We start from the raw sequence: 24,964 nt of genomic DNA on the forward strand, positions 1-24,964 counted from the left end.
GTAAAATAAAATAGGGGCTCTAAACCCTTGCTACGAAAGGAAAAAAACTCAATGGCTACTATTCAATGGTTTCCTGGTCACATGTCTAAAGCGCGTCGACAGGTGCAGGAAAATTTAAAATTTGTTGATTTTGTAACGATTTTGGTGGATGCTCGTTTACCTCTATCTAGTCAAAATCCTATGTTGACAAAGATTGTTGGTGATAAACCAAAACTCTTGATTTTAAACAAGGCGGACTTGGCTGATCCAGCAATGACCAAGGAATGGCGTCAGTATTTTGAATCACAGGGAATCCAGACGCTGGCTATCAACTCCAAAGAGCAAGTGACTGTAAAAGTTGTAACAGACGCGGCTAAAAAGCTCATGGCTGATAAGATTGCTCGTCAGAAGGAACGTGGTATCAAGATTGAAACCTTGCGTACCATGATTATTGGGATTCCAAACGCTGGTAAATCAACTCTCATGAACCGTTTAGCTGGTAAGAAGATTGCCGTTGTCGGCAACAAACCAGGTGTTACCAAGGGGCAACAATGGCTTAAAACCAACAAAGACCTGGAAATCTTAGATACGCCAGGGATTCTTTGGCCTAAATTTGAGGATGAAACTGTTGCACTGAAACTGGCCTTGACTGGAGCTATCAAAGACCAGTTGCTTCCTATGGATGAGGTGACCATTTTTGGTATCAATTATTTCAAAGAACATTATCCAGAAAAGCTGGCTGAACGCTTCAAACAAATGAAAATTGAAGAAGAAGCGCCTGTTATTATTATGGATATGACCCGTGCTCTCGGTTTCCGTGACGACTATGATCGTTTTTACAGTCTCTTCGTGAAGGAAGTCCGCGATGGCAAACTCGGTAACTATACCTTAGATACATTGGAAGACCTCGATGGCGACGATTAAAGAAATCAAAGAACTCCTTGCAACAGTCAAGGAGTTAGAAAGCCCTATTTTTTTAGAACTTGAAAAGGATAATCGCTCTGGAGTTCAAAAGGAAATCAGCAAGCGTAAAAAAGCCATTCAGGCAGAATTGGATGAGGATCTTCGTTTGGAATCCATGCTTTCCTACGAAAAAGAACTTTTCAATCAAGGGTTGACCTTGATAGCAGGTGTTGATGAAGTCGGCCGCGGTCCTCTAGCTGGGCCTGTAGTTGCTGCAGCCGTCATCTTACCTAAAAATTGTAAGATTAGAGGTCTCAACGACAGCAAGAAAATTCCTAAAAAGAAACATCTGGAAATTTTCCAAGCCGTTCAAAACCAAGCCTTGTCAATCGGAATCGGTATCATGGATAATCAGGTCATTGACCAAGTCAATATCTATGAAGCAACCAAACTGGCTATGCAGGAAGCAATCTCCCAGCTCAGTCCGCAACCTGAACACCTCTTAATTGATGCCATGAAACTGGAGTTGCCCATTTCACAAACATCTATCATCAAAGGAGATGCCAATTCCCTCTCGATTGCAGCGGCTTCAATAGTAGCCAAGGTGACACGTGATGAATTGATGAAGGAATACGACCAGCGGTTCCCTGGCTATGATTTTGCTACTAATGCAGGATATGGAACTGCTAAACACCTAGAAGGACTTGAAAAATTAGGAGTTACCCCGATTCACCGAATCAGTTTTGAACCAGTTAAATCACTGGTTTCAGGAGAAAAAGAAAGTTAAGTTAGAAGGAATGATTATGGAGGAACAGTCAGAAACACTCAGTTCCAAGAAAGAATTTGCCTTTGCCTCAAGCACCATACTATCCCAAGTTGGACGAGGAATCATTGTGGGACTCGTTGTCGGGCTCATCGTCGGATCCTTTCGGTTTTCAATCGAAAAAGGCTTCCACCTGATACAAGGACTTTATCAAGAACAAGCGCACTTAGTGCGCAATCTTTTTATCATTGGTCTATTTTATTTAATAGTTTGTTGGCTCAGTGCGAAATTAACTCGATCAGAAAAAGATATCAAGGGTTCAGGAATTCCTCAAGTTGAAGCCGAATTAAAGGGACTCATGACTCTCAACTGGTGGGGAGTTCTTTGGAAAAAATATATTCTAGGAATTCTTGCTATTGCAAGTGGCCTTATGCTGGGTCGTGAAGGGCCAAGTATTCAACTTGGAGCGGTCGGTGGTAAAGGAATTGCCAAATGGCTCAAATCCAGTCCAGTAGAGGAACGCTCCTTGATTGCTAGTGGAGCTGCCGCTGGTCTAGCTGCAGCCTTTAATGCACCGATTGCAGGACTTCTCTTTGTGGTAGAAGAAGTTTATCACCATTTTTCACGCTTTTTCTGGGTATCTACTCTCGCAGCTAGTCTCGTAGCAAACTTTGTTTCTCTGCTCATATTTGGCCTAACACCCGTACTGGATATGCCAGACAACATCCCACTCATGACCCTAGACCAGTATTGGATTTACCTCCTTATGGGAGTTTTTCTCGGACTTTCTGGTTTTTTCTATGAGAAAGCTGTACTCAATGTTGGTCGAGTTTATGAGTGGATTGGTCAAAAAATCCATTTGGATAAAGCTTATTATCCAATCCTAGCCTTTATCCTTATCATACCAGTCGGGATTTTCTTGCCACAAATCCTTGGTGGTGGAAATCAGCTTGTTCTTTCCCTAACTGAGCAAAATTTTAGTTTTCAAGTTCTATTAGCTTACTTTTTGATTCGCTTTGTTTGGAGCATGATTAGCTATGGAAGTGGCCTCCCAGGAGGAATCTTCCTACCAATTTTGGCGCTTGGTTCCTTACTTGGTGCCCTAGTTGGTGTCATTTGTGTCAATCTTGGACTTGTCAGTCAGGAGCAATTCCCTATATTTGTCATTCTGGGAATGAGTGGCTACTTTGGAGCAATATCTAAAGCTCCCTTAACCGCTATGATTCTGGTAACCGAAATGGTAGGTGACATTCGCAATCTCATGCCACTTGGATTGGTAACCCTAGTTGCCTATATCATCATGGATTTACTTAAAGGTGCGCCAGTCTATGAGGCCATGCTAGAAAAAATGCTACCAGAAGAAGCAACAGACGAGGGAGAAGTCACCCTCATAGAAATCCCTGTGTCTGACAAAATCGCTGGAAAACAGGTTCACGAGCTCAACTTGCCACATAACGTACTCATTACCACCCAAGTCCATAATGGCAAGAGCCAAACAGTTAACGGCTCAACTAGAATGTATCTGGGTGATATGATTCACCTGGTGATTCCAAAAAGTGAAATTGGAAAAGTCAAAGATTTGTTGTTATAAGTTCTATTTACATAATTTATTTTACGTAAAATATCATTGAAAGGATTCTCTATGAAAAGAAATAAGGCAATTGCAGTATATTTGCTGGGCACTTTTAGCCAAATAATATCAGCTTGTCTCCTTTTCTTTCTCTTGAATCATTTTTCTGTTCATTCCAATCTATTAACTATTTTAGGAATCATTGTTGGTGGGATTTCCTCAGCTCTTTGGGGAATAATTGTTGCAAATCACTATTTTCATATTCCTTATAAGAAGATCGTTAACGATTTTTTTAACATTCATACCAGTTACAAACATTATTTATTATCTTTTTTCCTTATTGTCCTTGATTTTTCTTTTCTAATGTTTGGTGGGCAAATAGTAGAATTTAGCTGGTATCTCCCATTTTTGATGTTCTTCAAATTTATTGTCTTTGGCGGTATAGAAGAGATTGGATGGCGATATGTTTTTCAACCAATCTTACAAGAGAAGCTACCATATTTTTACTCAACAATCCTAACCTTTTTCAGCTGGGCAATTTGGCATCTGTTGTTCTTTTACATAGATGGTTCCCTAGCAACTCTGCAAATTCTACCGTTTTTATTTGGATTGCTGACGAATTCTTTCATACTCTCAGCTCTTTATAACAAAACAAAGAATCTCTGGATTTGCGTTATGACACATTCGATCATTAATGTCTTGTCTCAGCTAACCATAGACACTGATCGATCTGAAACCTACCTGCTTAAAATCTTCATCATCTTGGTATCCTGCTATATGGTAATACATAAAAAAGACGAGTATAGTCGCTAGCTGTTTTGTATGAAACAGTATTATTCTTTGGAAAAGCCTCTTGATTTAAAAGGACACCTTTACTTTGCACCAAAAAAGTAATGCGTAATTTTCCCGTCAGAAATTTTCTACCTACTATTCTTAGTATGTTTTGGTGTTGACATTTTTTTTAAAAAAAGGTAAACTATTAACATGACGTGAATAAAGTTAATAGTTAGGAGATAAGATGGGAATTTTAAGAACTCATTTAGAAGCAGAGTGTGACCCACGATTAGCCGGTGAATTAGCATACAGTATTAAGGAGGCCTATCGTTTTTTGTGGGAACTCATTGATACCACACCTGTATTGCGGCACCCAGAAATGCGAAAGACTTATGGGCATATCCGACAAGCATTAGTCGATGTAGCGCTGCGATTAGTTTTAGAAGATTCATCAATGAGAACAGATGTGCAAATGTTGTCTGCAGTGAATAATAAAGTGAACGGCTATACTTATACGATGATTGAAGCAAAAGGAGCCATTATTTCTCCAGTAAAAACCAGAAGTATAAAAACAATGCCGAAAAAAGCTCTTCACAGAAGTGTGGCTAGTGTGAAAAATAAACAATTTGATCTTTTTACAACCCAAGAGGATATCAATAAGCATTATGATGCTGATAACCCACCATTTCTCCTCTTAACATACGGCGGAAAGAATCATCACCTGCAATTTGTTCAGCTGGGTTTGCCAAATGTTGATACAGAGCAATGGATTGAGAAAGTAGATATTATGAATGCCCAGCGGATTGTTGCCTCGAAAGACCAAGAGCAGACCACTCAAAAGAAACTAGATTTGACTTTAACGGAGCTGTCAGAAGAGCTTCTTAGGAGAGAAGTAAATGGAACAAGGAATATTTAGTCCCTCTAAATTAACTAAGGCTAGAATAGCCAGAGGATTAACTAAAAAAGAATTGGCTGAACGAACAGGAATATCTAGACAAATGATTTCTAATTATGAATTAGGGAAAACACATCCAGGAGCAAGTAAGTTAATGACAATTGTTGCTGAACTAGATTTTCCATACGCCTATTTTACTTCTGAACCTAAAAGGTTTTACGAAGGGGCCACTTTTTTTCGTAGTCAATCTGCGGCTACTAAAAGAGCAAGGGATATGCAAGCTGTCAGGTTAGAATTTCAAAAGGAAATTTATGATTTGCTGTCTCAGTATGTTAATTTTCCTGAATTAACTCTACCTGACATTTTAACGAAAACTATTTACGATATTACTAATAACGATATTGAGGAAAAAGCTAAAGAATTAAGAGAACTATGGGGATTAGGTAAAGATATACCAATTTCTAATCTCACTGAGATTGCAGAAGTTAATGGTATTATTGTTGTTGAGTCCAATATGTCTGATGACAAATTGGATGCAGTGTCAGAATGGATTGAAGACAGACCGTATATCATGCTGACAGATAATGGAGAATCTGCTGTACGTCGTCGTTTTAATATTGCACACGAATTAGGTCATATTTTACTTCATGGAGATATTGAAAGTATTCACGACTATACCTCTCAGGAATTAAAGAATATTATTGAGAATCAGGCAAACTATTTTGCTTCTTGTTTATTGTTACCTGAGAATGGTTTTTTAAAATCTTTGTTATCTACTAATTTAGACTTTTATATTGAGTTAAAAAAATATTGGAAAGTTTCTATTCAATCAATGATTATGAGAACTTATCAGTTAGAGTTAATCAATGATGATCAAAAATTATATTTGTTTAGGAAAATTGGCTTTAATAAATGGAAGAAGCGTGAGCCTTTGGATGATGAATTGACTCCTGAGAAACCTAGTCTTTACCGTAAAGTATTTGACTTAATTATCAGTAATGATATTTTACAAAAAAATGAACTAATTTCTAACTTATCTCTGCCCAAAGATGAGTTAGAAAAATCATTAGATATTTCAATTAATGATAATTATCAATTGGCACAAAAAGGTCCTGTATTAAGAATAGTTAAATGAAAAGTCTCAATATTATTGAGACTTTTTTTGTAGTTATAGAGTATAGATGCAATATCTACATTTGAAGACATTTCAGTTCTCACTCTAATAATGTACATTTTAAGTGGAAGTTTTGATTTTTAAAAAATTCAGTTTTATAAAAAAGTTAGACTTCTGTTTTAAGTTTCTTGTTACATCTTTCCGAAAAACTATAATTTTCTTGAAAAATAAATAAGTCTATGCTATACTACTAGTAGACTTATTTATGGAGAAAATACATGAAACGTGAGATTTTACTGGAACGAATCGACAAACTAAAACAAATCATGCCCTGGTATGTTCTGGAATACTACCAATCTAAGCTTGCTGTTCCTTACAGTTTTACAACCTTGTACGAATACCTCAAGGAATATGATCGATTTTTCAGCTGGGTTTTAGAGTCTGGTATCTCAAACGTCGATAAAATATCTGATATTCCTTTACCTGTCTTGGAAAATATGTCTAAGAAAGACATGGAATCTTTTATCCTTTATCTTCGAGAACGTCCTTTGCTGAATGCTAATACAACCAAGCAAGGAGTTTCTCAGACAACTATCAACCGAACCTTGTCAGCTCTTTCCAGTCTTTATAAGTATCTAACCGAGGAAGTCGAAAACGACCAGGGGGAACCTTATTTCTATCGTAATGTAATGAAGAAAGTTTCGACAAAGAAAAAGAAAGAAACGCTTGCTGCAAGAGCTGAAAACATCAAGCAAAAACTCTTTTTAGGTGATGAAACAGAAGGTTTTCTAGCTTATATTGACCAAGAGTACCCACAACAACTTTCAAATCGCGCTCTCTCATCATTCAACAAAAATAAAGAACGTGATTTGTCCATTATTGCCCTTCTCTTGGCGTCTGGTGTCCGCTTATCTGAAGCTGTTAATCTGGATCTAAGAGATCTCAATCTAAAAATGATGGTTATCGATGTCACTAGAAAAGGGGGCAAACGTGACTCTGTCAATGTCGCTGCCTTTGCCAAACCTTATCTAGAAAATTATCTGGCCATTCGAAATCAACGCTATAAAACGGAAAAGACAGACACAGCGCTCTTTCTGACCTTATACCGAGGTGTCCCGAATCGTATCGATGCTTCTAGCGTTGAAAAAATGGTTGCTAAGTACTCTGAGGACTTCAAAGTCCGTGTAACACCTCATAAACTACGACATACTCTAGCAACTAGGCTCTATGATGCCACTAAATCTCAAGTTTTGGTCAGTCACCAGTTAGGACATGCCAGCACACAAGTCACTGACCTCTATACCCATATCGTTAATGATGAACAAAAGAATGCTCTAGATAGTTTATAAAATACATAAATTAAATTATGTAATATATGATTTTAAAAAAGAAGCTGGTCCTACAACCAACTTCTTTTTGGTTTATCCAACTACCGCTTCAGCGATTTCTTCACGGCTAATACCAGCGAAGTAGCGTGTGATATCAATGGTTTCTAGCGCCTTAAGAACATCTTCGCGTTCGTATTTCACTCCACGAAGAACATCTTCTACTGCAGCAACGTCTTCAATACCAAAGAAGTCACCATAAATCTTGATGTCTTGGATTTTTGATTCAGTAACGTTAGCAAAGACTTCCACCTTACCACTAGTGAATTTTGTTCCACGACGGACGTTAAATTCAGGTGATTTACCGTAGTTCCAGTCCCAAGTACCAAACTTAGTATCTTTGATACAGTTAATTTCAGCTAATTCTTCATCAGAAAAAACGTATTCAGTCATCTCTGGGTACTCTTTTTTCATGTATTCCAAGAGTAAATCACGGAATTCTTCGACTGTGATTTTTTCTGGTAGTTCATTGACAATATTGGTGACACGAGCACGAACAGATTTCACCCCTTTTGATTCAAATTTATCCTTTGAAACCTTGAGGGCATTTGCTAGGACTGACAAATCAACGTCAAAGAGCAAGCAACCGTGGTGCATGATACGACCGTTGATATAGGCTTGAGCATTGCCACAGAATTTCTTTCCATCAATCTCAAGGTCATTACGGCCTGTGAACTCAGCTTTAACCCCAAGTTGAGCCAAAGTATTGATAACTGGAGTTGAAAAACTCTTGAAGTCAAAAGCTTTGTTTTCATCTTCTTTTGAGATGATCGTGTAGTTGAGGTTATTTAAATCGTGGTAAACAGCTCCACCACCGCTGATACGGCGAACTACCTCGATGCCATTTTCGCGAACATAATCACGGTTGATTTCTTCGATGGTATTCTGGTGACGACCAACAATGATAGATGGTTTGTTAATCCAAAGTAGGAAGATTTGATCCTCATCCAAAAGGTGTTTAAAGGCGTATTCTTCCAAGGCAATATTAAAGGCAGTGTCGTTTGAATGATTGATAATATATTTCATGATATCCCTTTATACGATAGAGACTGGAAAGATATTTTCCAGTCTATTCTATCTTCGTTTTATTTTTTCTTAGGTGAATGGATGGCCATTCCTAAAACATCCGCAAATGCTTCGTACATCACTTCAGAGTAAGTTGGATGTCCGTGGATAGTTTTCAGCATTTCTTCAACAGTAATTTCCATTTCGATAATGCTTGACGCTTCATTGATCAATTCTGCAGCTGCAGGACCGATGATATGAACACCAAGGATTTCTCCATATTTCTTATCAGCAATAACTTTAACGAAACCTTGAGCAGCATCCGATGCAATAGCACGACCGTTAGCAGCAAAGTTGAACTTACCAATGGCTACATCGTACTTCTCACGGGCTTGTTCTTCTGTCAAACCTACTGCTGCTACTTCAGGGAGAGTGTAGATGGCTGCAGGAGTCAAGTTCAACTTGGCTACAGCATGATTTCCTTTAAGAGCATTTTCAGCAGCAACTTCACCCATACGGAAGGCTGCGTGCGCCAACATCTTAGTTCCGTTGATGTCACCTGGTGCGTAAATTCCTGGAACAGAAGTTTCCATGTATTCGTTGACCTTGATGCGTCCACGGTCCAGTTCAAACTCAACATCGCCAATACCTTCAAGGTCTGGTACACGACCGATTGAAAGAAGCGCTTTATTTGCGATGATATCATCTTTTCCTTCAACCTTGATACGAAGTTGACCATTTTCCTCGATGATTTCTTGCAGTTTAGTACCAGTCAAGATGGTCATTCCTTTACGCTCAAGGATCAAGCGAAGGTTCTTAGACACTTCTGCATCCATAGCTGGCACGATACGGTCCATCATTTCGATAACAGTTACTTTTGAACCAAATGTCATAAAGGCCTGACCGAGTTCGATACCGACAACTCCACCACCGATGATGACAAGGCTTTCTGGCACTTCGTTCATTTCAAGAATGTCGTCACTTGTCATCACGAGTGGAGATTCCATACCAGGGACGTTGATCTTGCTGACTTTTGAACCACCGGCAAGGATGATTTTCTTGGTTTCAAGTAATTCAGAACCATTTACCAAGACGTTCTTGTCTTTAGTAATGGTACCAATACCTTTATGCACAGTAACTCCGTAGCTACGAAGAAGTCCTGCAACACCACCAACAAGAGTATTAACAACTTTAGATTTAGTTTCTAAAAGTTTGTCCATATCAACAGTGAAGTTAGGATTTTCAATCACAATACCACGATTTGCAGCATGACCGATATTTTCAATAATTTCAGCGTTATGTAGGTAGGTTTTAGTTGGGATACATCCACGGTTCAAGCAGGTTCCACCGAGTTCAGATTTCTCAACAAGGGCAACCTTCCCACCGAGTTGGGCAGCTTTAATGGCTGCAACATAACCAGCAGGACCTCCACCAATCACAACGATATCAAAAGCATCATCGCTCTTACCATCATCGTTTGAAGCACTTGCTGTAGGTACAGGGCTAGCTTCTGGCGCTGCTGCTCCAGCTGTTGGGATATTTTCCCCTTCTTCGCCAAGGTAACCGATAACTTCCGTTACAGGGACTGTTTCACCGTCCCCTTTGAGGATAGCAATCAAGTACCCATCTTCTTCGGCTTCCAATTCCATGCTGACTTTATCAGTCATGATTTCCAAAAGGATTTCTCCTTCTTTTACAAATTCTCCGACTTTTTTATTCCATTGGACGATTTGTCCTTCTGTCATATCCACGCCGGCTTTTGGCATAATTACTTCTAAGGCCATGTCTTCCTTCCTTTATCTATATCTTAAAAATGAATACTCTTGTACTTAAATCAACATTGAGATTGGATTTTCAATCAATTCTTTCAAGTCTTTCATAAACTTAGCACCAGCCATACCATCTACGACACGGTGGTCAATTGTTAAACCAAGGCTCATGATTGGGCGAATCACAATTTCACCATTGACTACAACTGGCTTCTCGATTGTCGAACTCACACCAAGGATAGCTGAGTTTGGTTGGTTAATGATAGGACCAAAGGACTGAACACCAAACATTCCCAAATTACTGATTGTGAAGGTTGAATTTTGCAGTTCACTTGGAGCCAATTTACCATCCAAGGTACGGCCAATGACGTCTTTGAAGGCTACAACCAACTCTGACAAGCTCATTTTTTCAGCATTGTAAACAACAGGTGTCATCAATCCATTATCCATCCCAACTGCCATGGCAAGGTTGACGTAATTATGAGTGATAATAGTCTTGCCATCTTCTGTCAATGAAGCATTGATGTAAGGGTGTTTCATCAAGGTTTTCACAACAGCAAGTGAAAGAAGGTCTGTTACAGTAGTCTTCTTCCCAGTTGCTTCCATAATTGGCTCAAGAACCTTCTTACGAAGAGCCAACATTTCAGTCATATCAACTTCATAGTTGAGAGTGAAGGTTGGCGCAGTTAGGTATGATTCAACCATACGTTGGGCGATAACCTTACGCATTGGTGTCATTGGAATACGCTTAATTTCACCATAAGGAGTGATATTATCAGGAACTTCTTCCACTTTTTCAATCTGAGCAGGAGACTTGATAGTGTCGTTTTCGATATTTTCAGGAAGCAAGGCTAAAACGTCCTTCTTCATGATCTTACCACGATGACCTGTTCCTTGGATCTCCTGCCAAGCAATGTTATGTTCGAGGGCAATTCGTTTTGCAAGTGGCGAAATGCGAACCACATTAGTGTCTTTAAAAGTTTCCACGTCTTCTTTGTGGACACGACCGTTTGCACCTGAGCCAGAAACGTCGTAAAGGTTGATCCCTAAATCATCCGCTAACTTTCTAGCCGCAGGAGTCGCTCTTAGCTTGTCATCAGCCATGACCTCTCCAATTCTATTTATGATATTAAGCGCGCAGAGAACTCTGCACCTAAAAGATACAAAGTTTCTCGTCTGCTTTATTTTATTTACATAACTTATGTTATGTACTATTCTTTATTATATGTCTTACGGATTGCTTCTTTAATGCTTTCAACTGTTGGAATCATTGCATTTTCTAGGTTTTGCGCGTAAGGCATTGGCACATCTTCTCCTGCGCAACGGCGGATTGGTGCATCTAGATAGTCAAATGCTTCTGACTCTGAAATAATAGCTGAAATCTCGCCGATATAGCCGCTTGTTTTGTGAGCATCGTTGACCAGAACAACCTTACCAGTCTTCTTAACAGAATTGATGATAATATCCTTATCAAGCGGTACCAATGTACGTGGGTCAACGACTTCTACAGAGATGCCTTCTTCTGCCAATTCTTCAGCAGCTTGAACCACACGACGAAGCATTTTACCATAAGTAACAACTGTTACATCTGTACCTTCGCGTTTGATTTCCCCAACTCCTAGTGGGATTGTGTAGTCTGGATCAACTGGTACTTCCCCTTTTTGGTTAAATTCTGACTTGTACTCAAGAATGATAACAGGGTTATTATCACGGATAGAAGACTTAAGTAATCCTTTCATGTCCGCAGGTGTACCTGGCGCTACAACCTTAAGTCCTGGAATGTGAGTAAACCAAGACTCTAGAGATTGCGAGTGCTGGGCTGCAGAACCCACTCCATTACCAGCAGCGCATCGAACAGTCATTGGAACCTGACCTTTACCACCAAACATATAACGTGTTTTAGCGGCTTGGTTGACAATATTGTCCATGGCAATAACCGAGAAGTCCATAAAGGTCATATCGACGATTGGGCGAAGTCCTGTCATGGCTGCTCCTGCTGCAGCTCCAGAGATGGCAGCTTCAGAAATCGGACAATCACGAACACGTTCTGGACCAAATTCTTCAAGCATTCCGACAGAAGTACCGAAGTCTCCTCCGAAGACACCAACATCTTCTCCCATCAAGAATACATTTTCATCGCGACGCATTTCCTCAGACATAGCAAGGATAATGGTGTCACGGAAGGACATTGTTTTTGTTTCCATTTTATCTCTTTCTCCTTAGTCTGCGTAAATATCTTCAAAGGCTGATTCAAGCGGTGGGAATGGACTTTCTTCTGCAAATTTAACAGAAGCTTCTACTGCTTCCTTGACTTGCGCTTGGATTTCTTCCAATTCTTCGGCACTTGCAATGTTATTTTCAATGAGGTACTTGCGAAGGTTTTCGATCGGGTCTTTTTGTTTCCACAATTCCACTTCTTCACGTGTACGATATTTACCAGGGTCAGATGATGAGTGACCAAGCCAGCGATAAGTAACACTTTCAATCAAGACTGGACCATTACCGCTGCGAACATGATCTACAGCTTTCTTAAATCCTTCATAGACGTCGATGACATTGTTACCGTCTTCGATGAACATTCCAGGAATTCCATAAGCGGCGCTACGTTGATGGATATGTTCGACATTGGTCATTTTCTTGATATCCGCAGAGATACCGTAACCGTTGTTGATGCAGTAGAAAATAACTGGCAGGTTCCAGATAGAAGCCATGTTCACTGCTTCGTGGAAAACACCTTCGTTGGTCGCACCATCTCCAAAGAAGCAGACAACGATTTTTCCAGTATGTTGCATTTGCTGACTGAGGGCTGCACCAACAGCGATTCCCATACCACCACCTACGATACCATTGGCACCAAGGTTACCAGCATCAAGGTCGGCAATATGCATAGAACCACCTTTACCTTTACAGGTTCCAGTGTATTTACCGAGGATTTCAGCCATCATTCCGTTGAGGTCAATTCCTTTGGCAATAGCTTGCCCGTGACCACGGTGGTTTGAGGTAATTAGATCATCTGGATTGAGAGCCAACATAGCCCCCACGTTAGCGGCTTCCTCTCCAACAGAAAAGTGCGTCATTCCTGGCACTTTCCCTTTCTTTACTAATTGCGCAATTTTTAAGTCCATACGACGGATTTCTTCCATCTTACGGAACATCTCTAGCAAAAGATTTTTATCTAAAGTTGACATCTTCTTGCCTTTCTAACTTTCTTCTTACTTACTATTTTACCGTTTTTGGTAAATACTGTCAAAGTTTTTCTAAAGAAAATTTCACAAATTAAAAAAGAAAATCCCATAGGAATAAGGGATTTTCTCATTAAGAATATTTTTTCACAAACTTTTTATCGTTTAGATTTTTCTAAAGATTCAAATCTCTTCATAATCACAGTTAAACGCCAACGGTAGAGAACCCCGCTCACGATTAGACTAATAATCAAGCCGATCCAGTAAGAATAAGCTCCAAAATCTGTTAGGGAATCAAATAGCATAGCCACTGGGAGTGTCACCCCCCAATAGCCGACCAAACCAAGGTAAAAAGGAATAACGGTATCCTTATAACCCCGCAAAATTCCCTGTAGCGGTGCCGCAAAGGTATCTGCTAACTGGAAGAAAAGACTATAAGTCAAAAAGCGAGCTGTCAAATCGATAAATTCTGAGTCGTTCCCATAAAGATTAGCCACATTTCCCCTAAAAATGTAAAGAAAGGATAAGGTGAATCCTGCAAAAATGAGGGCTGTCCATCTTCCTAGACAAATATAGGTTTTAGCATCATCAAATCGCTTGGCTCCTACTTCATAGGAAACGACAATAGCCATAGCTGATGAGATACTCATAGGAAAGGCGTACATGAGAGATGAAAAGTTCATGGCTGACTGGTGACTAGCGATAATCAAGGACGAGAACTTGGCCATAATCAAGCCAACCACGGAAAAGATAGCTACTTCCGCAAAGACAGTTCCCCCAATAGGCAGACCTAAGCGAACTCCTTCCTTGATTTTATCCATATTAAGCGGAATTCGTTTCTCAAGGTGTAGGGCTTTGAGCTTCTCCTGATTAAATAAAACCAGAACAGAAATTCCAAGCAATACCCAATAGGCCAAGGATGTTCCTAAACCTGAACCAGCACCCCCTAATTCTGGAACACCAAAGGCCCCGTAAATCAAGAGGTAGTTAAATCCACTATTGAGAGGAAGTAACAAAAGCATGAGATACATAGATAGTTTAGTCAAGCCCAGCGAATCCAGCAAGGAACGAATGACACTAAAAAGCAATAAGGGGATAATTCCGATAGATAAAAACCAAAGATAGCGAACCGCTACTGCCGCCACCGGTGCTTCTAGTCCAATATGATTCAAGATTGGTGGTGCCAAGAAAAGCACCATCCCCAGCAAGGCCACGGATAGGCCCAAGGCTAGGTAGATGAACTGGTAAAAATCAGACGCAACCTCTTCCTTTTTGCCTCGACCAAGATGGTGACCAATGATAGGCACCAGGGCTGACACAATCCCTGTCAGGAATGTGAAGAAAGGATTCCAGATACTGGTTGCCATAGACACACCAGCCAAGTCCATGGTATTGTATTGGCCAGTCATAGTGGTATCTACAAAGGATGCAGAATAATTGGCAAATTGATAAATCAGGATAGGGAAAAATATCTTTAAAAATAAGATAAACTTATCTTTAAAATGATGGGTTTGGTACATATAGGCTCTCTATTCTTTTTGTTTACAGAGCAGACTCCCACCTAGTTTTGATAGACAATTTGTCCCTTACAGATGGTATATTTAACCTGCCCTTTTAAGGTTTCACCGATGAATGGTGAATTAGCTGCTTTTGAAGCAAACTGGGAGTCCACAAGGCGGTCAGCCTTAGCATCAAAAATAGTGATGTCCGCTGGACCATTCTCAGCCAAGTAACCTGCTTCAAAGTTGTAAAGCTTGGATGGGTTGTATGTCATTTTTTCAAGTAATTCCATCAAGCTCAACTCACCAGCTTCCACCAAATAAGTCAAACCGAGAGATAGAGATGTTTCTAAGCCAGTCATACCAGATGGCGCTTTGGTAATATCCTCAACATTTTTTTCATCTGCATGATGAGGCGCGTGGTCTGTCGCAATAACTGTAATGACACCTGACTTGAGACCTTCGATAACAGCACGACGGTCTGATTCCAAACGAAGCGGCGGATTCATCTTAGCATTGCTACCTTGTGTCAAAAGGAGTGCTTCTGTCTTAGAGAAATGCTGTGGCGCTACTTCTGCTGTTACTTGCGCACCTAACCCTTGAGCAAACTCCACTACTTTAACACTTTCTTCCTTAGACAAATGCTGAATATGAACATGGGCCTTGGTTGCATAGGCAATCATGACATCACGCGCCATCATAGCATACTCAGCTACCCCAGTCGCACCGCAGATATGGAAATGTTCTTTAGCAATATTTTCGTTAAATCCAAGAATCCCATTCAAACCTGGATCTTCCTCATGAAGGCTGATAAAGGTATTAAGCTTTTTGGCTTCCTCCATGGCTTCCTTGACAACTTTACTGCTTTCAAGCGGAATACCGTCATCAGAGAAACCAACCGCACCAGCTGCTAAGAGTGCCTTAAAGTCAGTCAAATCTTGCCCATTAAAGTTCTTCGTAATGGTCGCAACCGTCTTAACATTAATCTTCTCTTTAGCAGCTGACTGGAGAACTTCTTGCAAAGTCTCCACGTCTGAAATGGTTGGACTGGTATTAGCCATCATGACAACCGTTGTAAAACCACCTGCAGCGGCTGCTAGGGCACCAGTATGAATATCTTCCTTGTGGGTTTGACCAGGTTCACGGAAATGAACATGAATATCTACCAAGCCAGGAGCAACTACAAGACCAGTAGCATCAATTATTTCTGCTCCTTCTTCTTTAATCTCAGGCGCAATTTTGACAATTTTCCCATCTTGAACTAAGACATCACACACTTGATCTAAACCAGACTTGGGATCCATTACACGACCATTTTTGATTAGTAGCATCTGCTTTCTCCTTTATTCATAGAAATCAACTTGGGTATCCAACAATTTATCCCCATCATAAACAAACTTGGCTGAAAAGAAGGGTTTATCCTCTAAAAGCCACTCAACAAAGGTATGGTCACCTTCCCAAGTAGGCTTGCTCAAAACCTCATCATAGGGAACCCATTCTAGCGTTCCCTCATTACAGTCAATCAAGTCACCCTCGAACTCCGTCACCTTAAAAACATAGGTGTACCAGTCTAAATCTGGTGTGAATTCTGGAAAGGTGATCACTCCTTTTAGTACTGGTTTTGCTTTTAGACCAGTTTCTTCTAAAATCTCACGGGCAGCACATTCTTGTGGAGTTTCCCCACGCTCTAACTTTCCACCCACACCAATCCATTTGCCTTCGTGGACATCATTTGGCTTCTTATTACGATGGAGCATGAGCAGTTCTTTTCCGTTATCAATGTAGCAAATCGTCGCTAACTGAGGCATATTTTCTCCTTATCTAAGCCAATCAATTGGCTCTTGTCCTGTTTCTTTTAAGAATGCATTGGCCTTGGAAAAAGGCTTGGAACCCCAAAATCCTCTATAAACTGACAAAGGACTGGGATGGGCTGATTCGATAATCAAGTGATGAGGATTAGTAACTAAGACCTTCTTTTTACGTGCATAAGCTCCCCAGAGTACAAAAACGACTGGTCTATCTAGATGATTGACCACCTGAATCACAGCATCTGTAAAAGGCTCCCATATCTGCCCAGCATGACCATTGGCCTGTCCAGCAGGAACTGTCAAACAAGCATTAAGAAGCAAGACTCCTTGCTCAGCCCAAGCTGTCAAATCATGAGATTTCTTAACCCCGATATCATCTGACAATTCTTTCAAGATATTTTGCAAGGATGGTGGAGCTGGGATAGAGTCCGGTACAGAAAAACTCAAGCCCTGCGCTTGACCTGGCCCGTGATAGGGATCTTGCCCTAGAATCACCACCTTAACTTCTTCAAGCGGTGTTGTCAAGAGAGCTTGAAAAACCTTTTCCTTGGGCGGATAAACAGTACCCTGAGCATAGACCTGCTCCATAAACTGATTGATTTTCCCGAAATAACCCACAGGTAATTGCGCCTTAATCAAAGCATGCCAAGACGAGTGTTGCATCTTTCCCTCCTTTATCTTATCCATCTAAAAGCACGTCTTAATTCATCCGTACCATTTTTAAAAAAGCATAAACCATGTGCAAGTATAATCTTATCCGGTTTCCAGTTTAACATACGGGAAAAGGAAACCTTTGCTTCCCTTTGTCTTCCTAAAAAAGTCATCCGATAATCAATAGGAGTTTGACCATCAGGGGCTGTTACACGAGCTAAACGATAGAATTTTCTGCGGATTGGACTAGCTATCTTTTCAGGTTCAAAATTCTCTATAAGGTCTGTTACAATGAGTGTTTTAGTTGATTTATGATAAAACACGACCTCTTCGATGACAGAACTTCCCTTAAAAATAAGCTGATCAATCTCATCAGACCATAGGTCAGGAGCCTTATCTGTTAAGGCAGCATCAAATTCCACCTTGACATTCTGACTTTTCGCTCTTTCTTCAACTCCTGGACTAGACCATGCTTGCGCATGAGGATATCTTTTTCTCCAATCTGCAATATAGGCGTAGTGAATCTTATTTGGTGAAATCAGGTAAGCGACTCTGCCCAAAGCGTCCAGTTCAGTAAAGAGTTTCTCGTTTGGCGCAATAGGAGAATGAAGCCAAAGTTTGCCATCATTTAACTTAATCACCGTCATGCGTGTCTGAAAAGGAAGTTTGAAGATCTTCATATCCATTTGAATCAAATCACCATCCACTATCCAGATATTTTGATCAACTTCCTTTAGTGTATACAATGGTTCATAAAGAGAAAGTTCTGGCCTTAACATCGTTAACTATTCCTTCGTTTTTACTGCCTCTATTATAGCAAAAAGTGGCTTTCTAAACCACTTTTTACAGTTTATCTAAATAATCCAGCAAGTCTTGGTAAGAATGGACTTCGTAAGTCGGCTGGGCTTGTGTGGGATTTTCGAGGTAATGAGGATTATACCAAATCGTGTCAATCCCCGCGTTATTGCCACCTTGAATGTCGGCGGTTAGAGAATCTCCAACCATCAGCGTCTTTTCTTTGCTAAAGCCAGCAATCTGCTGACCGATTTTTTCATAAAATAGAGCATCAGGTTTTTGTGTTTGCAGCTGTTCAGAGATAAAAACTTGATTGAAATAAGGTGCCAGACCCGATTGAGCCAAGCGCCCTGTCTGAATGGCAGTAATTCCATTTGTCGCAGCATACAAGTCATAATCACGTTCAATGAGGCTATCCAAGAGCTCATGCGCACCTGAAAGTGTTTGTCCCTGTTGGGCTAGGTAAAATTGGTAACGTTGGGCTAGAAAACTACCGTCTTTTTCCTGTCCAAAATGGGCAAATAAACGAGAAAAGCGCGTGTTAACCAGCTCTTGTTTACTAATTTTCTTTTGCTCCAAATCCTTCCAGAGAGCCTTGTTCATAGGAACGTAATAATCTTTATAAGACTGAATATCTGTAACTCCTTCTTCTTTTAGAAGTTGGGTCAAAGCCACATCCTCAGCAGCATCAAAATCAAGAAGAGTGTGGTCAAGGTCAAAAAGTAGAAATTTGTAGGACAATTTGGTGTTTTCCTTTCTAGGTACTTAATAGATTAGTTTATTTCTTCTTTTTCTTAGTTTTATTCATCAACATACCAACTACAACTGGAGTAACCACACTTCCAACTTGTCCAACAACTTTAAGTATCTTTTTTGCTTCATCTATTTTTTTGTTTCTACACGATTCGCACTTATTGTGCTTATAACTTGATGGTAAATCCCTAGTACATATCTTGCATTTTTTTATTTCTTTCATTCTACCACCTCTGTCTCAATAGAATCTAGTTTATTTGGCAATTTCATTATAGAAGTTTCAATTTTTGGCAATTCTTTTGTCCAGTAATTTGTAGGAGAAGGATCAAGTAGATCAAGTCTCTCTACTAATTCTTGAGAACTGAGATAAGTTTCGTTAATAAATTTCCCAAAGTAATCCAAACTTTTTTGAGCAGCTTTTTTCTCGCCCAACTCATCATAAGCTATTGCTGCTGATAGTGAAACGATATTTACGGCTGCTAATCCATCTCTAATCTCATTCATACGAGCTTCAATTTTATCTGGTTTATCCCCTTTTAATAACTTCCCCCAAGTAGAATCTGGTTGTTCTTTAATAAAATTTACATTAGATTTTTGACTAAGCATTAGAAGGTTTCGACTATCTTCTGCATCTGAAATAACTTGCAGTAACATCATTGTTCTAATGTTTGGATCTGATATCTCTCTAGCCTGCAAGAGTTTCTGTTGACAACTATAGGCTATGGCAAGTCTATCTGACTCCTGTCCTTTTCTGACGTCTTCAATAGCATATTGTACATTTTGAATCTCCTCTGCAATCTGAGCCATTTGAATTTGTGACGAATAATCAGCTAACGCTTTATTTAATTCTGGTGTCAATTTAACAGATTTCAATGGTACATTTCCAATGACTTTATTAGTATTAGTATCTACTAATACCGCCAAGAGAGAGCCATCTTTCTTTGTCATTAATTTTAGCACTCCTTGAGCAATTTGTTCCCGTTGTTCTGGAGAAAGAATTGCCTGAAAAACCTCTTCAGGTATACTAGATTGGACAACATGGATAAAGGCTGGAGCAGAATATAACATTTTTTCTACTTCAGATAAGATTTTATTTGCATTTTTGGCTAAAGGTTGGGCTATTTCTGGTAACTTATTAAAAAACGTTGAGGGTTTTAGTTCATAACCGTCAATATCAAGAATATCAAAGTCATCTTCGCCAAAAAATAAAACTTCATCCATAAATTACTACCTCATTATGTTTAAATTGTTAGAAATATTATACCATATTAAGCAAAATTATGATTTTGATTTTTCTTTAATATTATCTATCAAATCATTTTTACTGGAATCTAACATAAAAAAACACTCTCCTATCCAATTGACAGCCCAAATCTTTTAGAATAGAACAATCCTAACTATCGAATACCCTAACTTCATAAATATATATGTAATTTTAGACCTAGAATTCCTATAAAGTAAATGTTTTTACACTCTTCTAAACCATTGATTGCTTTAAATCTAAATTTTTGAAGGATTCTAAAGCTAGAATAGTCCCATCACAATCAGTTTTGAATTATTATACTCAATGAAAATCAAAGAGCAAACTAGGAAACTAGCCGCAGGCTGTACTTGAGTACGGCAAGGCGACGTTGACGTGGTTTGAATTTGATTTTCGAAGAGTATTAACAATTTAGAAACGCTATGATTCCACTCCTTTTACATTAAAAAGGAACTGCGCAAGCAATCCCTTTCTGATTTTGAAATTATTTACTTAAACTTTGATAGTAGTGATAATCAATAACCCACCTATAAAAAGAGTTATAGTAAATTCCTTATTTATTGATTTCAAGTTCCGCCAACTGTGTTTGAATAACCGACAGTTCTGCCCCAGTCTGAAGAAGAGCAGCTGCAGTATAGGCACCTTCTACAATTGGAACCCTATTGATGATGATACTTTTATCACTGAAATCAGCCACCATTTCTAAGTTCATTTTAGCAGAACCTAGGTCAAAAAAAGCTAATAAAGTATCTGCTGGATTTTCGGAAACAACCCTATCTACTTGATCAAAACTCGTTCCAATTCCTCCATCTTCGGTTCCTCCTACATAAGTAATCGGAATATCTTTAGCTACTTCACTAATCAGTTCAACGACACCTTGTGCAATGTGTTTAGAATGTGAAACGATAACAAGACCAATACTTCCCATTAAACCACCCCAGTTTCTAAAAGAGCAGTAAAGAGTAATCCTGATGAAAATGATCCAGGATCAATATGTCCAAGAGAACGTTCTCCTACATAAGATGCCCTTCCTTTAGTTGCAAGTAAATCTTTGGTAGCATTCACTAGCTTATCAATAACCTCTTGAGTCAATTGGCCTGCAGACAAAGCAGCAATAACAGGAGTCCAAACATCAACCATTGTCTTTTCTCCAACTTCTGCTTTCCCACGTTTGACAATCATATCCAAACCGCTTTGTAAGATTTCCTCTATTTTCGAATTTGAATCAGCCTTGGCCATGCCCATAAAAGCAGAGCCATACAAGGGACCAGAAGCACCGCCTACCTTGCTCAGTAATTGCATTGAGACAAGTTTAAACACATCACTGCTTGTTTCAAATTGCTTTCCTTCTAAGTTTTCCATAACTGCAGCCATTCCACGCGCCATATTTCCACCGTGGTCTCCATCTCCTATAGGGGTGTCTAGCTCACTAAGGTAATCTTTCTGTTCTTGAATCTTTTCATTAAAAAGCTTCATCCATTCAAGAGCTTGTTCAACATTCATGCGACATATCCTCCTTGAGTTTTACCAAGCTGGGGTAGTAACAGGTGTATTTAGAGCATCCAACCACTCATCATCTGCCAATCGAATCAATGTTAATGATAATCCAGCCATATCGATTGATGTCATATAGTTTCCAATTTTCTTAAATGCCAACTCAACACCTTTTTCATGGAGTAATTTAGCCACATCATTTGCAAATACGTATTGCTCCATAAGAGGAGTGCTTCCTAAACCATTGATGAGAAGGCCATAGCGTTCTCCAGCTTTAAGTTGGAAACCTTCAGATAACTTTTCAACCAATTCTGAGGCCAATTGTGCTGAGGGTTGCATCTTCTCTTTCTTATATCCCGGTTCACCGTGGATACCAACTCCGTATTCAAATTCATCATCTTCTAGAACAAAACCTGGTTTGCCAACTTCTGGAACAGTAGCGCCAGATAGAGCTAAGCCAATTGTTTTAATTTCTAAGACAAGTTTGTCGGCCAAGTCCTTCATTTCAGATAATGTTTTACCAGAACGAGCCGCATCACCCAAAATTTTATGGACTAATATAGTACCTGCGACACCTCGACGACCTTGGGTATAGAGACTATTTTCAACCGCAATATCATCATCAACCACAACGCTTGCTACATCAATACCTTCCATTTCAGCAAGTTCTTGTGCAATTTCAAAGTTCATGATGTCCCCAGAATAGTTCTTGATGACCATGAAAACTCCAGCACCTTCATCAGCCGCCTTTATGGCTTCTAAAATTTGGTCCGGAGTAGGTGAAGTGAAGACTGCTCCACAAATGGCAGCAGACAACATTCCATCTCCTACAAATCCAGCATGACTTGGTTCATGTCCTGAACCTCCACCTGAAATGAGTCCAACTTTTCCTGTCTTTTCTGCCTTTCTAACGATGACATCAAAACCATCTAAACGTTCTACCAAGTCATCATGCATGAATGACAATCCTTGCAACATTTCATCAACAACTTGTGTCGGTTCATTTATAATTTTTTTCATGAGAAACTCCTTTCGGCATGTATCTTTGTTTTCGCTTTCATTATATATTTTTTATTGCTAGATGATAAGGGACAGATTCTATTATTTGTCCCCTTTTAAACCCATTTAAAACATTTTTTTGGTAAAATGAAGGAAGTAACAGAAAGGCTTCCTATGGCATCATCACTTATTACAAAAAAACGGATTGCCAAGGCATTTAGAGACCTATTAGCTACTAGAGAATTTGATAAAATCTCTATTGTAGATATCATGGAATCAGCTGGCATTCGTAGACAGACCTTTTACAATCACTTTCTTGACAAATATGAACTGCTAGACTGGATATTTGAAAATGACTTAACCGAGTATATCACCAATAACTTGGACTTCATTTCAGGCCAAAAACTATTACAAGAATTATTTTTTTATTTCGAACAAGAGCGTGACTTTTATATTCAACTTTTTGATATTCAAGGGCAAAATAACTTCTATGACCAATTTATCAGCTACTGTCGCTTGCTTGTATCAAAAATTTTAAGAGAATACGGTCAGATTGATATCGATTCATCTGCTTATACTTGCTTTTTGTTAGACTATCATTCACATGCTCTAGCAGAGATCGTGAAGGCTTACGTCAATAAAAAAAGTCCAGTTCCACAACCAGACTTTCTAATCATGACAATTATTGGAAAGAGACCACAATGACATTTATTTCAAATCATAAACAGAAAATTATTTCAAGTTACATTTCGGCAACTGTCAGCAGTCATCCTGAATTAGAAAAACACCCTACCTTACCATTAGTCTATCAAAAAAATCGCAATCCTTATCAGGTTCCAATATTGTCGGGTGGAGGTTCCGGTCACGAACCTGCGCATATTGGATATGTGGGAGAAGGAATGCTTACCGCTGCTATCTATGGCCAATTATTTACTCCTCCTACAAGAACTGAAATCTTAGAGTCCATTCGTTTTTTAAACAATGGTCACGGTGTCTTCATCATTGTAAAAAATTTCGAAGCAGACATCAAAGAATTTAGCTGGGCCATTAATACTGCTAGACAAGAAGGAATTAAGGTCGGCTATAGTCTAGCACACGACGATATTTCTATTGAACCTCACAATAGATTTCAAATTAGAGGAAGAGGGCTTGCAGGGACTATTTTACTTCATAAAGTTCTAGGATATGCAGCTCAAAATGGTGCCGACATCGAGCAACTAACTGATTTAGGTCATCAACTTGCTCCCGAAATCGCAACAATTGGCTTTGCAACGAAAGCTGCTAGTCTCCCCCAAGCCACCCTCCCACTATTTAACTTGGAAGAAGGAAATATTTCTTATGGTATTGGGATACATGGCGAAGAAGGATATCGTATCGTCCCATTCCAATCATCGGAAATCCTTGCAAATGAAATTATAAGTAAATTAAGATTGCACTATCATTGGAAAAAGGGTGATCAATTTATATTGCTTGTAAATAATCTAGGCACTACCAGCAACTTAGAAATGGGCATATTTATCAATGATATCCTTCAACTCTTAGAAATTGAAGGAGTCACTATTACTTTTATAAAATCAGGAACATTTATGACCAGCCTAGATATGGCAGGTATATCCGTAACTCTTTGCCCCGTAAAAAATAAACAGTGGTTAGAAGCGCTCAATGCTCCAACGACAGCTTTTGCATGGTAATTTGCTTGTATAACTCAAAAGGGCTACATCACTTGATAGCCCTTTGCTTTTATCTTACTTTTAAAAGAACTCATTCTTTCTATTTCAAATAGTCCATCTATCCTTTACAATTCTTCCGATGAGCTTTGAGTTTTTTCAGAGCCCAATCATAGTGGCTTGACGTGCTACTAGCAAAGTAGGAACCTAGACTTGTTCCACCGGTCCACTTATAGACACCTTTGGTAAAGAGTTCGTCATTGCTAAAAACTTCTATCAACTCTAAAACCTTCCTATGTGATTGTTCTAGGAGTCTAGTCGCTTCTTCTAAGGAGGTTTTCTGGTGCTTCTTCCAAAAAGCGACATTCATTTCTCCATAAGTTTTCCAATTATAAGGTTCAGGGAGAAAAGGTCTTTCGTGATCTTTTTGATTAGAATGAACCCAAGTCAAAAGTAACTGCTGCCATTCATAAAGATGGATCAAGACATCCCGTAGATTTTTATCCCTTTTCCAGTGGGCTTCTTTTTTCTTTCGGTCTCTTGAAAAATCAAATGGAGTCTGTAGCTCATCTTCACTTAGTTGGGAGATGAAACGATTGAGCTTTTCATAATTTTCCTTAGAGGCCAGCATTAGCTCCTCTTTTGTTTTCGGTCTAGGCACAGGAGTACTCCCTTCATATCTCTAGTTATTATTAGAG

Annotated in this window: 26 protein-coding genes; 9 read left to right on the forward strand and 17 right to left on the reverse strand. The window is 39.3% G+C overall.

The features are described from left to right. Positions 1 to 51 precede the first annotated feature (51 nt). The 7 genes from ylqF (at position 52) to xerS (ending at position 7,347) form a co-directional block, all read left to right on the forward strand. The gene (gene ylqF, locus L0P31_RS04090; RefSeq protein ID WP_020901132.1) at positions 52 to 903 is read left to right on the forward strand and encodes a ribosome biogenesis GTPase YlqF; all 852 of its coding nucleotides are present in this window, start codon (positions 52 to 54) and stop codon (positions 901 to 903) included. Continuing rightward, a complete protein-coding gene (locus tag L0P31_RS04095; protein WP_238095903.1) occupies positions 890 to 1,669 on the forward strand; it encodes a ribonuclease HII in 780 nt (259 codons plus the stop codon). Before ylqF ends, L0P31_RS04095 begins: the two co-directional genes overlap by 14 nt. Positions 1,670 to 1,685: 16 nt before the next feature. Then, positions 1,686 to 3,236 carry a ClC family H(+)/Cl(-) exchange transporter gene (locus L0P31_RS04100; RefSeq protein ID WP_238095905.1) on the forward strand — a complete coding sequence of 517 codons (1,551 nt, stop codon included), beginning with the start codon at positions 1,686 to 1,688 and terminating at the stop codon, positions 3,234 to 3,236. 51 nt (positions 3,237 to 3,287) lie between these two features. After that, positions 3,288 to 4,028: a CPBP family intramembrane glutamic endopeptidase gene (locus tag L0P31_RS04105; protein ID WP_000827855.1), complete on the forward strand. Its 741-nt coding sequence runs from the start codon at positions 3,288 to 3,290 to the stop codon at positions 4,026 to 4,028. 205 nt (positions 4,029 to 4,233) lie between these two features. Then, positions 4,234 to 4,905, forward strand: a complete 672-nt coding sequence (locus L0P31_RS04110; RefSeq protein ID WP_000512118.1) for a hypothetical protein — start codon at positions 4,234 to 4,236, stop codon at positions 4,903 to 4,905. Next, positions 4,886 to 6,019: a helix-turn-helix domain-containing protein gene (locus tag L0P31_RS04115; protein ID WP_000434809.1), complete on the forward strand. Its 1,134-nt coding sequence runs from the start codon at positions 4,886 to 4,888 to the stop codon at positions 6,017 to 6,019. Before L0P31_RS04110 ends, L0P31_RS04115 begins: the two co-directional genes overlap by 20 nt. A gap of 257 nt (positions 6,020 to 6,276) precedes the next feature. Continuing rightward, positions 6,277 to 7,347, forward strand: a complete 1,071-nt coding sequence (gene xerS / locus L0P31_RS04120; protein ID WP_049544598.1) for a tyrosine recombinase XerS — start codon at positions 6,277 to 6,279, stop codon at positions 7,345 to 7,347. Positions 7,348 to 7,419: 72 nt separating this feature from the next. Here the strand turns inward: xerS and L0P31_RS04125 are convergent, their stop codons facing one another. From L0P31_RS04125 to dhaK, 16 genes are all read right to left on the reverse strand, one after another. Continuing rightward, positions 7,420 to 8,409 (reverse strand): lipoate--protein ligase, encoded by a 990-nt coding sequence (locus tag L0P31_RS04125; RefSeq protein ID WP_049544597.1) that lies wholly within the window; start codon positions 8,407 to 8,409, stop codon positions 7,420 to 7,422. Positions 8,410 to 8,468: 59 nt separating this feature from the next. Further along, positions 8,469 to 10,172, reverse strand: coding sequence for a dihydrolipoyl dehydrogenase (lpdA, locus tag L0P31_RS04130; protein ID WP_247953027.1), 1,704 nt, complete (start codon positions 10,170 to 10,172; stop codon positions 8,469 to 8,471). Between the two features lie 45 nt (positions 10,173 to 10,217). Continuing rightward, complete coding sequence (locus L0P31_RS04135; RefSeq protein ID WP_238095907.1) at positions 10,218 to 11,261, reverse strand: dihydrolipoamide acetyltransferase; 1,044 nt, start codon at positions 11,259 to 11,261, stop codon at positions 10,218 to 10,220. 107 nt (positions 11,262 to 11,368) lie between these two features. Further along, on the reverse strand, positions 11,369 to 12,361 hold the full coding sequence (locus tag L0P31_RS04140) for an alpha-ketoacid dehydrogenase subunit beta (RefSeq protein ID WP_238095909.1): 993 nt from the start codon (positions 12,359 to 12,361) through the stop codon (positions 11,369 to 11,371). A gap of 15 nt (positions 12,362 to 12,376) precedes the next feature. Continuing rightward, positions 12,377 to 13,345, reverse strand: a complete 969-nt coding sequence (locus L0P31_RS04145; protein ID WP_223340696.1) for a thiamine pyrophosphate-dependent dehydrogenase E1 component subunit alpha — start codon at positions 13,343 to 13,345, stop codon at positions 12,377 to 12,379. Between the two features lie 152 nt (positions 13,346 to 13,497). Then, positions 13,498 to 14,859, reverse strand: a complete 1,362-nt coding sequence (locus tag L0P31_RS04150; RefSeq protein WP_238095911.1) for an MATE family efflux transporter — start codon at positions 14,857 to 14,859, stop codon at positions 13,498 to 13,500. 41 nt (positions 14,860 to 14,900) lie between these two features. Further along, positions 14,901 to 16,169: a dihydroorotase gene (locus L0P31_RS04155; RefSeq protein ID WP_238095913.1), complete on the reverse strand. Its 1,269-nt coding sequence runs from the start codon at positions 16,167 to 16,169 to the stop codon at positions 14,901 to 14,903. A gap of 12 nt (positions 16,170 to 16,181) precedes the next feature. Beyond that, entirely contained in the window at positions 16,182 to 16,646 is a 465-nt protein-coding gene (locus tag L0P31_RS04160; protein WP_001135768.1) for an NUDIX hydrolase, read from the reverse strand. 9 nt (positions 16,647 to 16,655) lie between these two features. Then, positions 16,656 to 17,309, reverse strand: coding sequence for a uracil-DNA glycosylase (locus L0P31_RS04165; RefSeq protein WP_238095914.1), 654 nt, complete (start codon positions 17,307 to 17,309; stop codon positions 16,656 to 16,658). 11 nt (positions 17,310 to 17,320) lie between these two features. Continuing rightward, entirely contained in the window at positions 17,321 to 18,076 is a 756-nt protein-coding gene (locus tag L0P31_RS04170) for a DUF4336 domain-containing protein (protein ID WP_000945850.1), read from the reverse strand. Positions 18,077 to 18,140: 64 nt separating this feature from the next. Further along, complete coding sequence (gene pynA, locus L0P31_RS04175; protein ID WP_238095916.1) at positions 18,141 to 18,833, reverse strand: pyrimidine 5'-nucleotidase PynA; 693 nt, start codon at positions 18,831 to 18,833, stop codon at positions 18,141 to 18,143. A 37-nt stretch (positions 18,834 to 18,870) separates the two neighbouring features. Further along, complete coding sequence (locus tag L0P31_RS04180; protein ID WP_070527482.1) at positions 18,871 to 19,068, reverse strand: hypothetical protein; 198 nt, start codon at positions 19,066 to 19,068, stop codon at positions 18,871 to 18,873. Further along, positions 19,065 to 20,066 carry a hypothetical protein gene (locus L0P31_RS04185; RefSeq protein ID WP_083306590.1) on the reverse strand — a complete coding sequence of 334 codons (1,002 nt, stop codon included), beginning with the start codon at positions 20,064 to 20,066 and terminating at the stop codon, positions 19,065 to 19,067. The genes L0P31_RS04180 and L0P31_RS04185 overlap by 4 nt, the downstream gene beginning before the upstream one ends. A gap of 593 nt (positions 20,067 to 20,659) precedes the next feature. Beyond that, complete coding sequence (gene dhaM / locus L0P31_RS04190; RefSeq protein ID WP_238095918.1) at positions 20,660 to 21,034, reverse strand: dihydroxyacetone kinase phosphoryl donor subunit DhaM; 375 nt, start codon at positions 21,032 to 21,034, stop codon at positions 20,660 to 20,662. Further along, on the reverse strand, positions 21,034 to 21,609 hold the full coding sequence (dhaL, locus tag L0P31_RS04195; protein WP_001100267.1) for a dihydroxyacetone kinase subunit DhaL: 576 nt from the start codon (positions 21,607 to 21,609) through the stop codon (positions 21,034 to 21,036). The genes dhaM and dhaL overlap by 1 nt, the downstream gene beginning before the upstream one ends. 21 nt (positions 21,610 to 21,630) lie before the next feature. Next, the gene (dhaK, locus tag L0P31_RS04200; protein ID WP_000720683.1) at positions 21,631 to 22,620 is read right to left on the reverse strand and encodes a dihydroxyacetone kinase subunit DhaK; all 990 of its coding nucleotides are present in this window, start codon (positions 22,618 to 22,620) and stop codon (positions 21,631 to 21,633) included. Between the two features lie 153 nt (positions 22,621 to 22,773). Here dhaK and dhaS point away from each other — a divergent pair, with 153 nt between their 5' ends. Together dhaS and dhaQ are read left to right on the forward strand one after the other, a co-directional pair. Further along, positions 22,774 to 23,304, forward strand: coding sequence for a dihydroxyacetone kinase transcriptional activator DhaS (gene dhaS / locus L0P31_RS04205; protein WP_070527476.1), 531 nt, complete (start codon positions 22,774 to 22,776; stop codon positions 23,302 to 23,304). Next, positions 23,301 to 24,290 (forward strand): DhaKLM operon coactivator DhaQ, encoded by a 990-nt coding sequence (dhaQ, locus tag L0P31_RS04210; RefSeq protein ID WP_203180662.1) that lies wholly within the window; start codon positions 23,301 to 23,303, stop codon positions 24,288 to 24,290. The genes dhaS and dhaQ overlap by 4 nt, the downstream gene beginning before the upstream one ends. A 97-nt stretch (positions 24,291 to 24,387) precedes the next feature. Here dhaQ and L0P31_RS04215 read toward each other — a convergent pair whose 3' ends face one another. Continuing rightward, a complete protein-coding gene (locus L0P31_RS04215; RefSeq protein WP_203180661.1) occupies positions 24,388 to 24,927 on the reverse strand; it encodes a ClbS/DfsB family four-helix bundle protein in 540 nt (179 codons plus the stop codon). Positions 24,928 to 24,964: the final 37 nt, after the last annotated feature.

The organism is Streptococcus mitis (assembly GCF_022137125.1).
Classification (GTDB): Bacteria; Bacillota; Bacilli; order Lactobacillales; family Streptococcaceae; genus Streptococcus; species Streptococcus mitis_CE.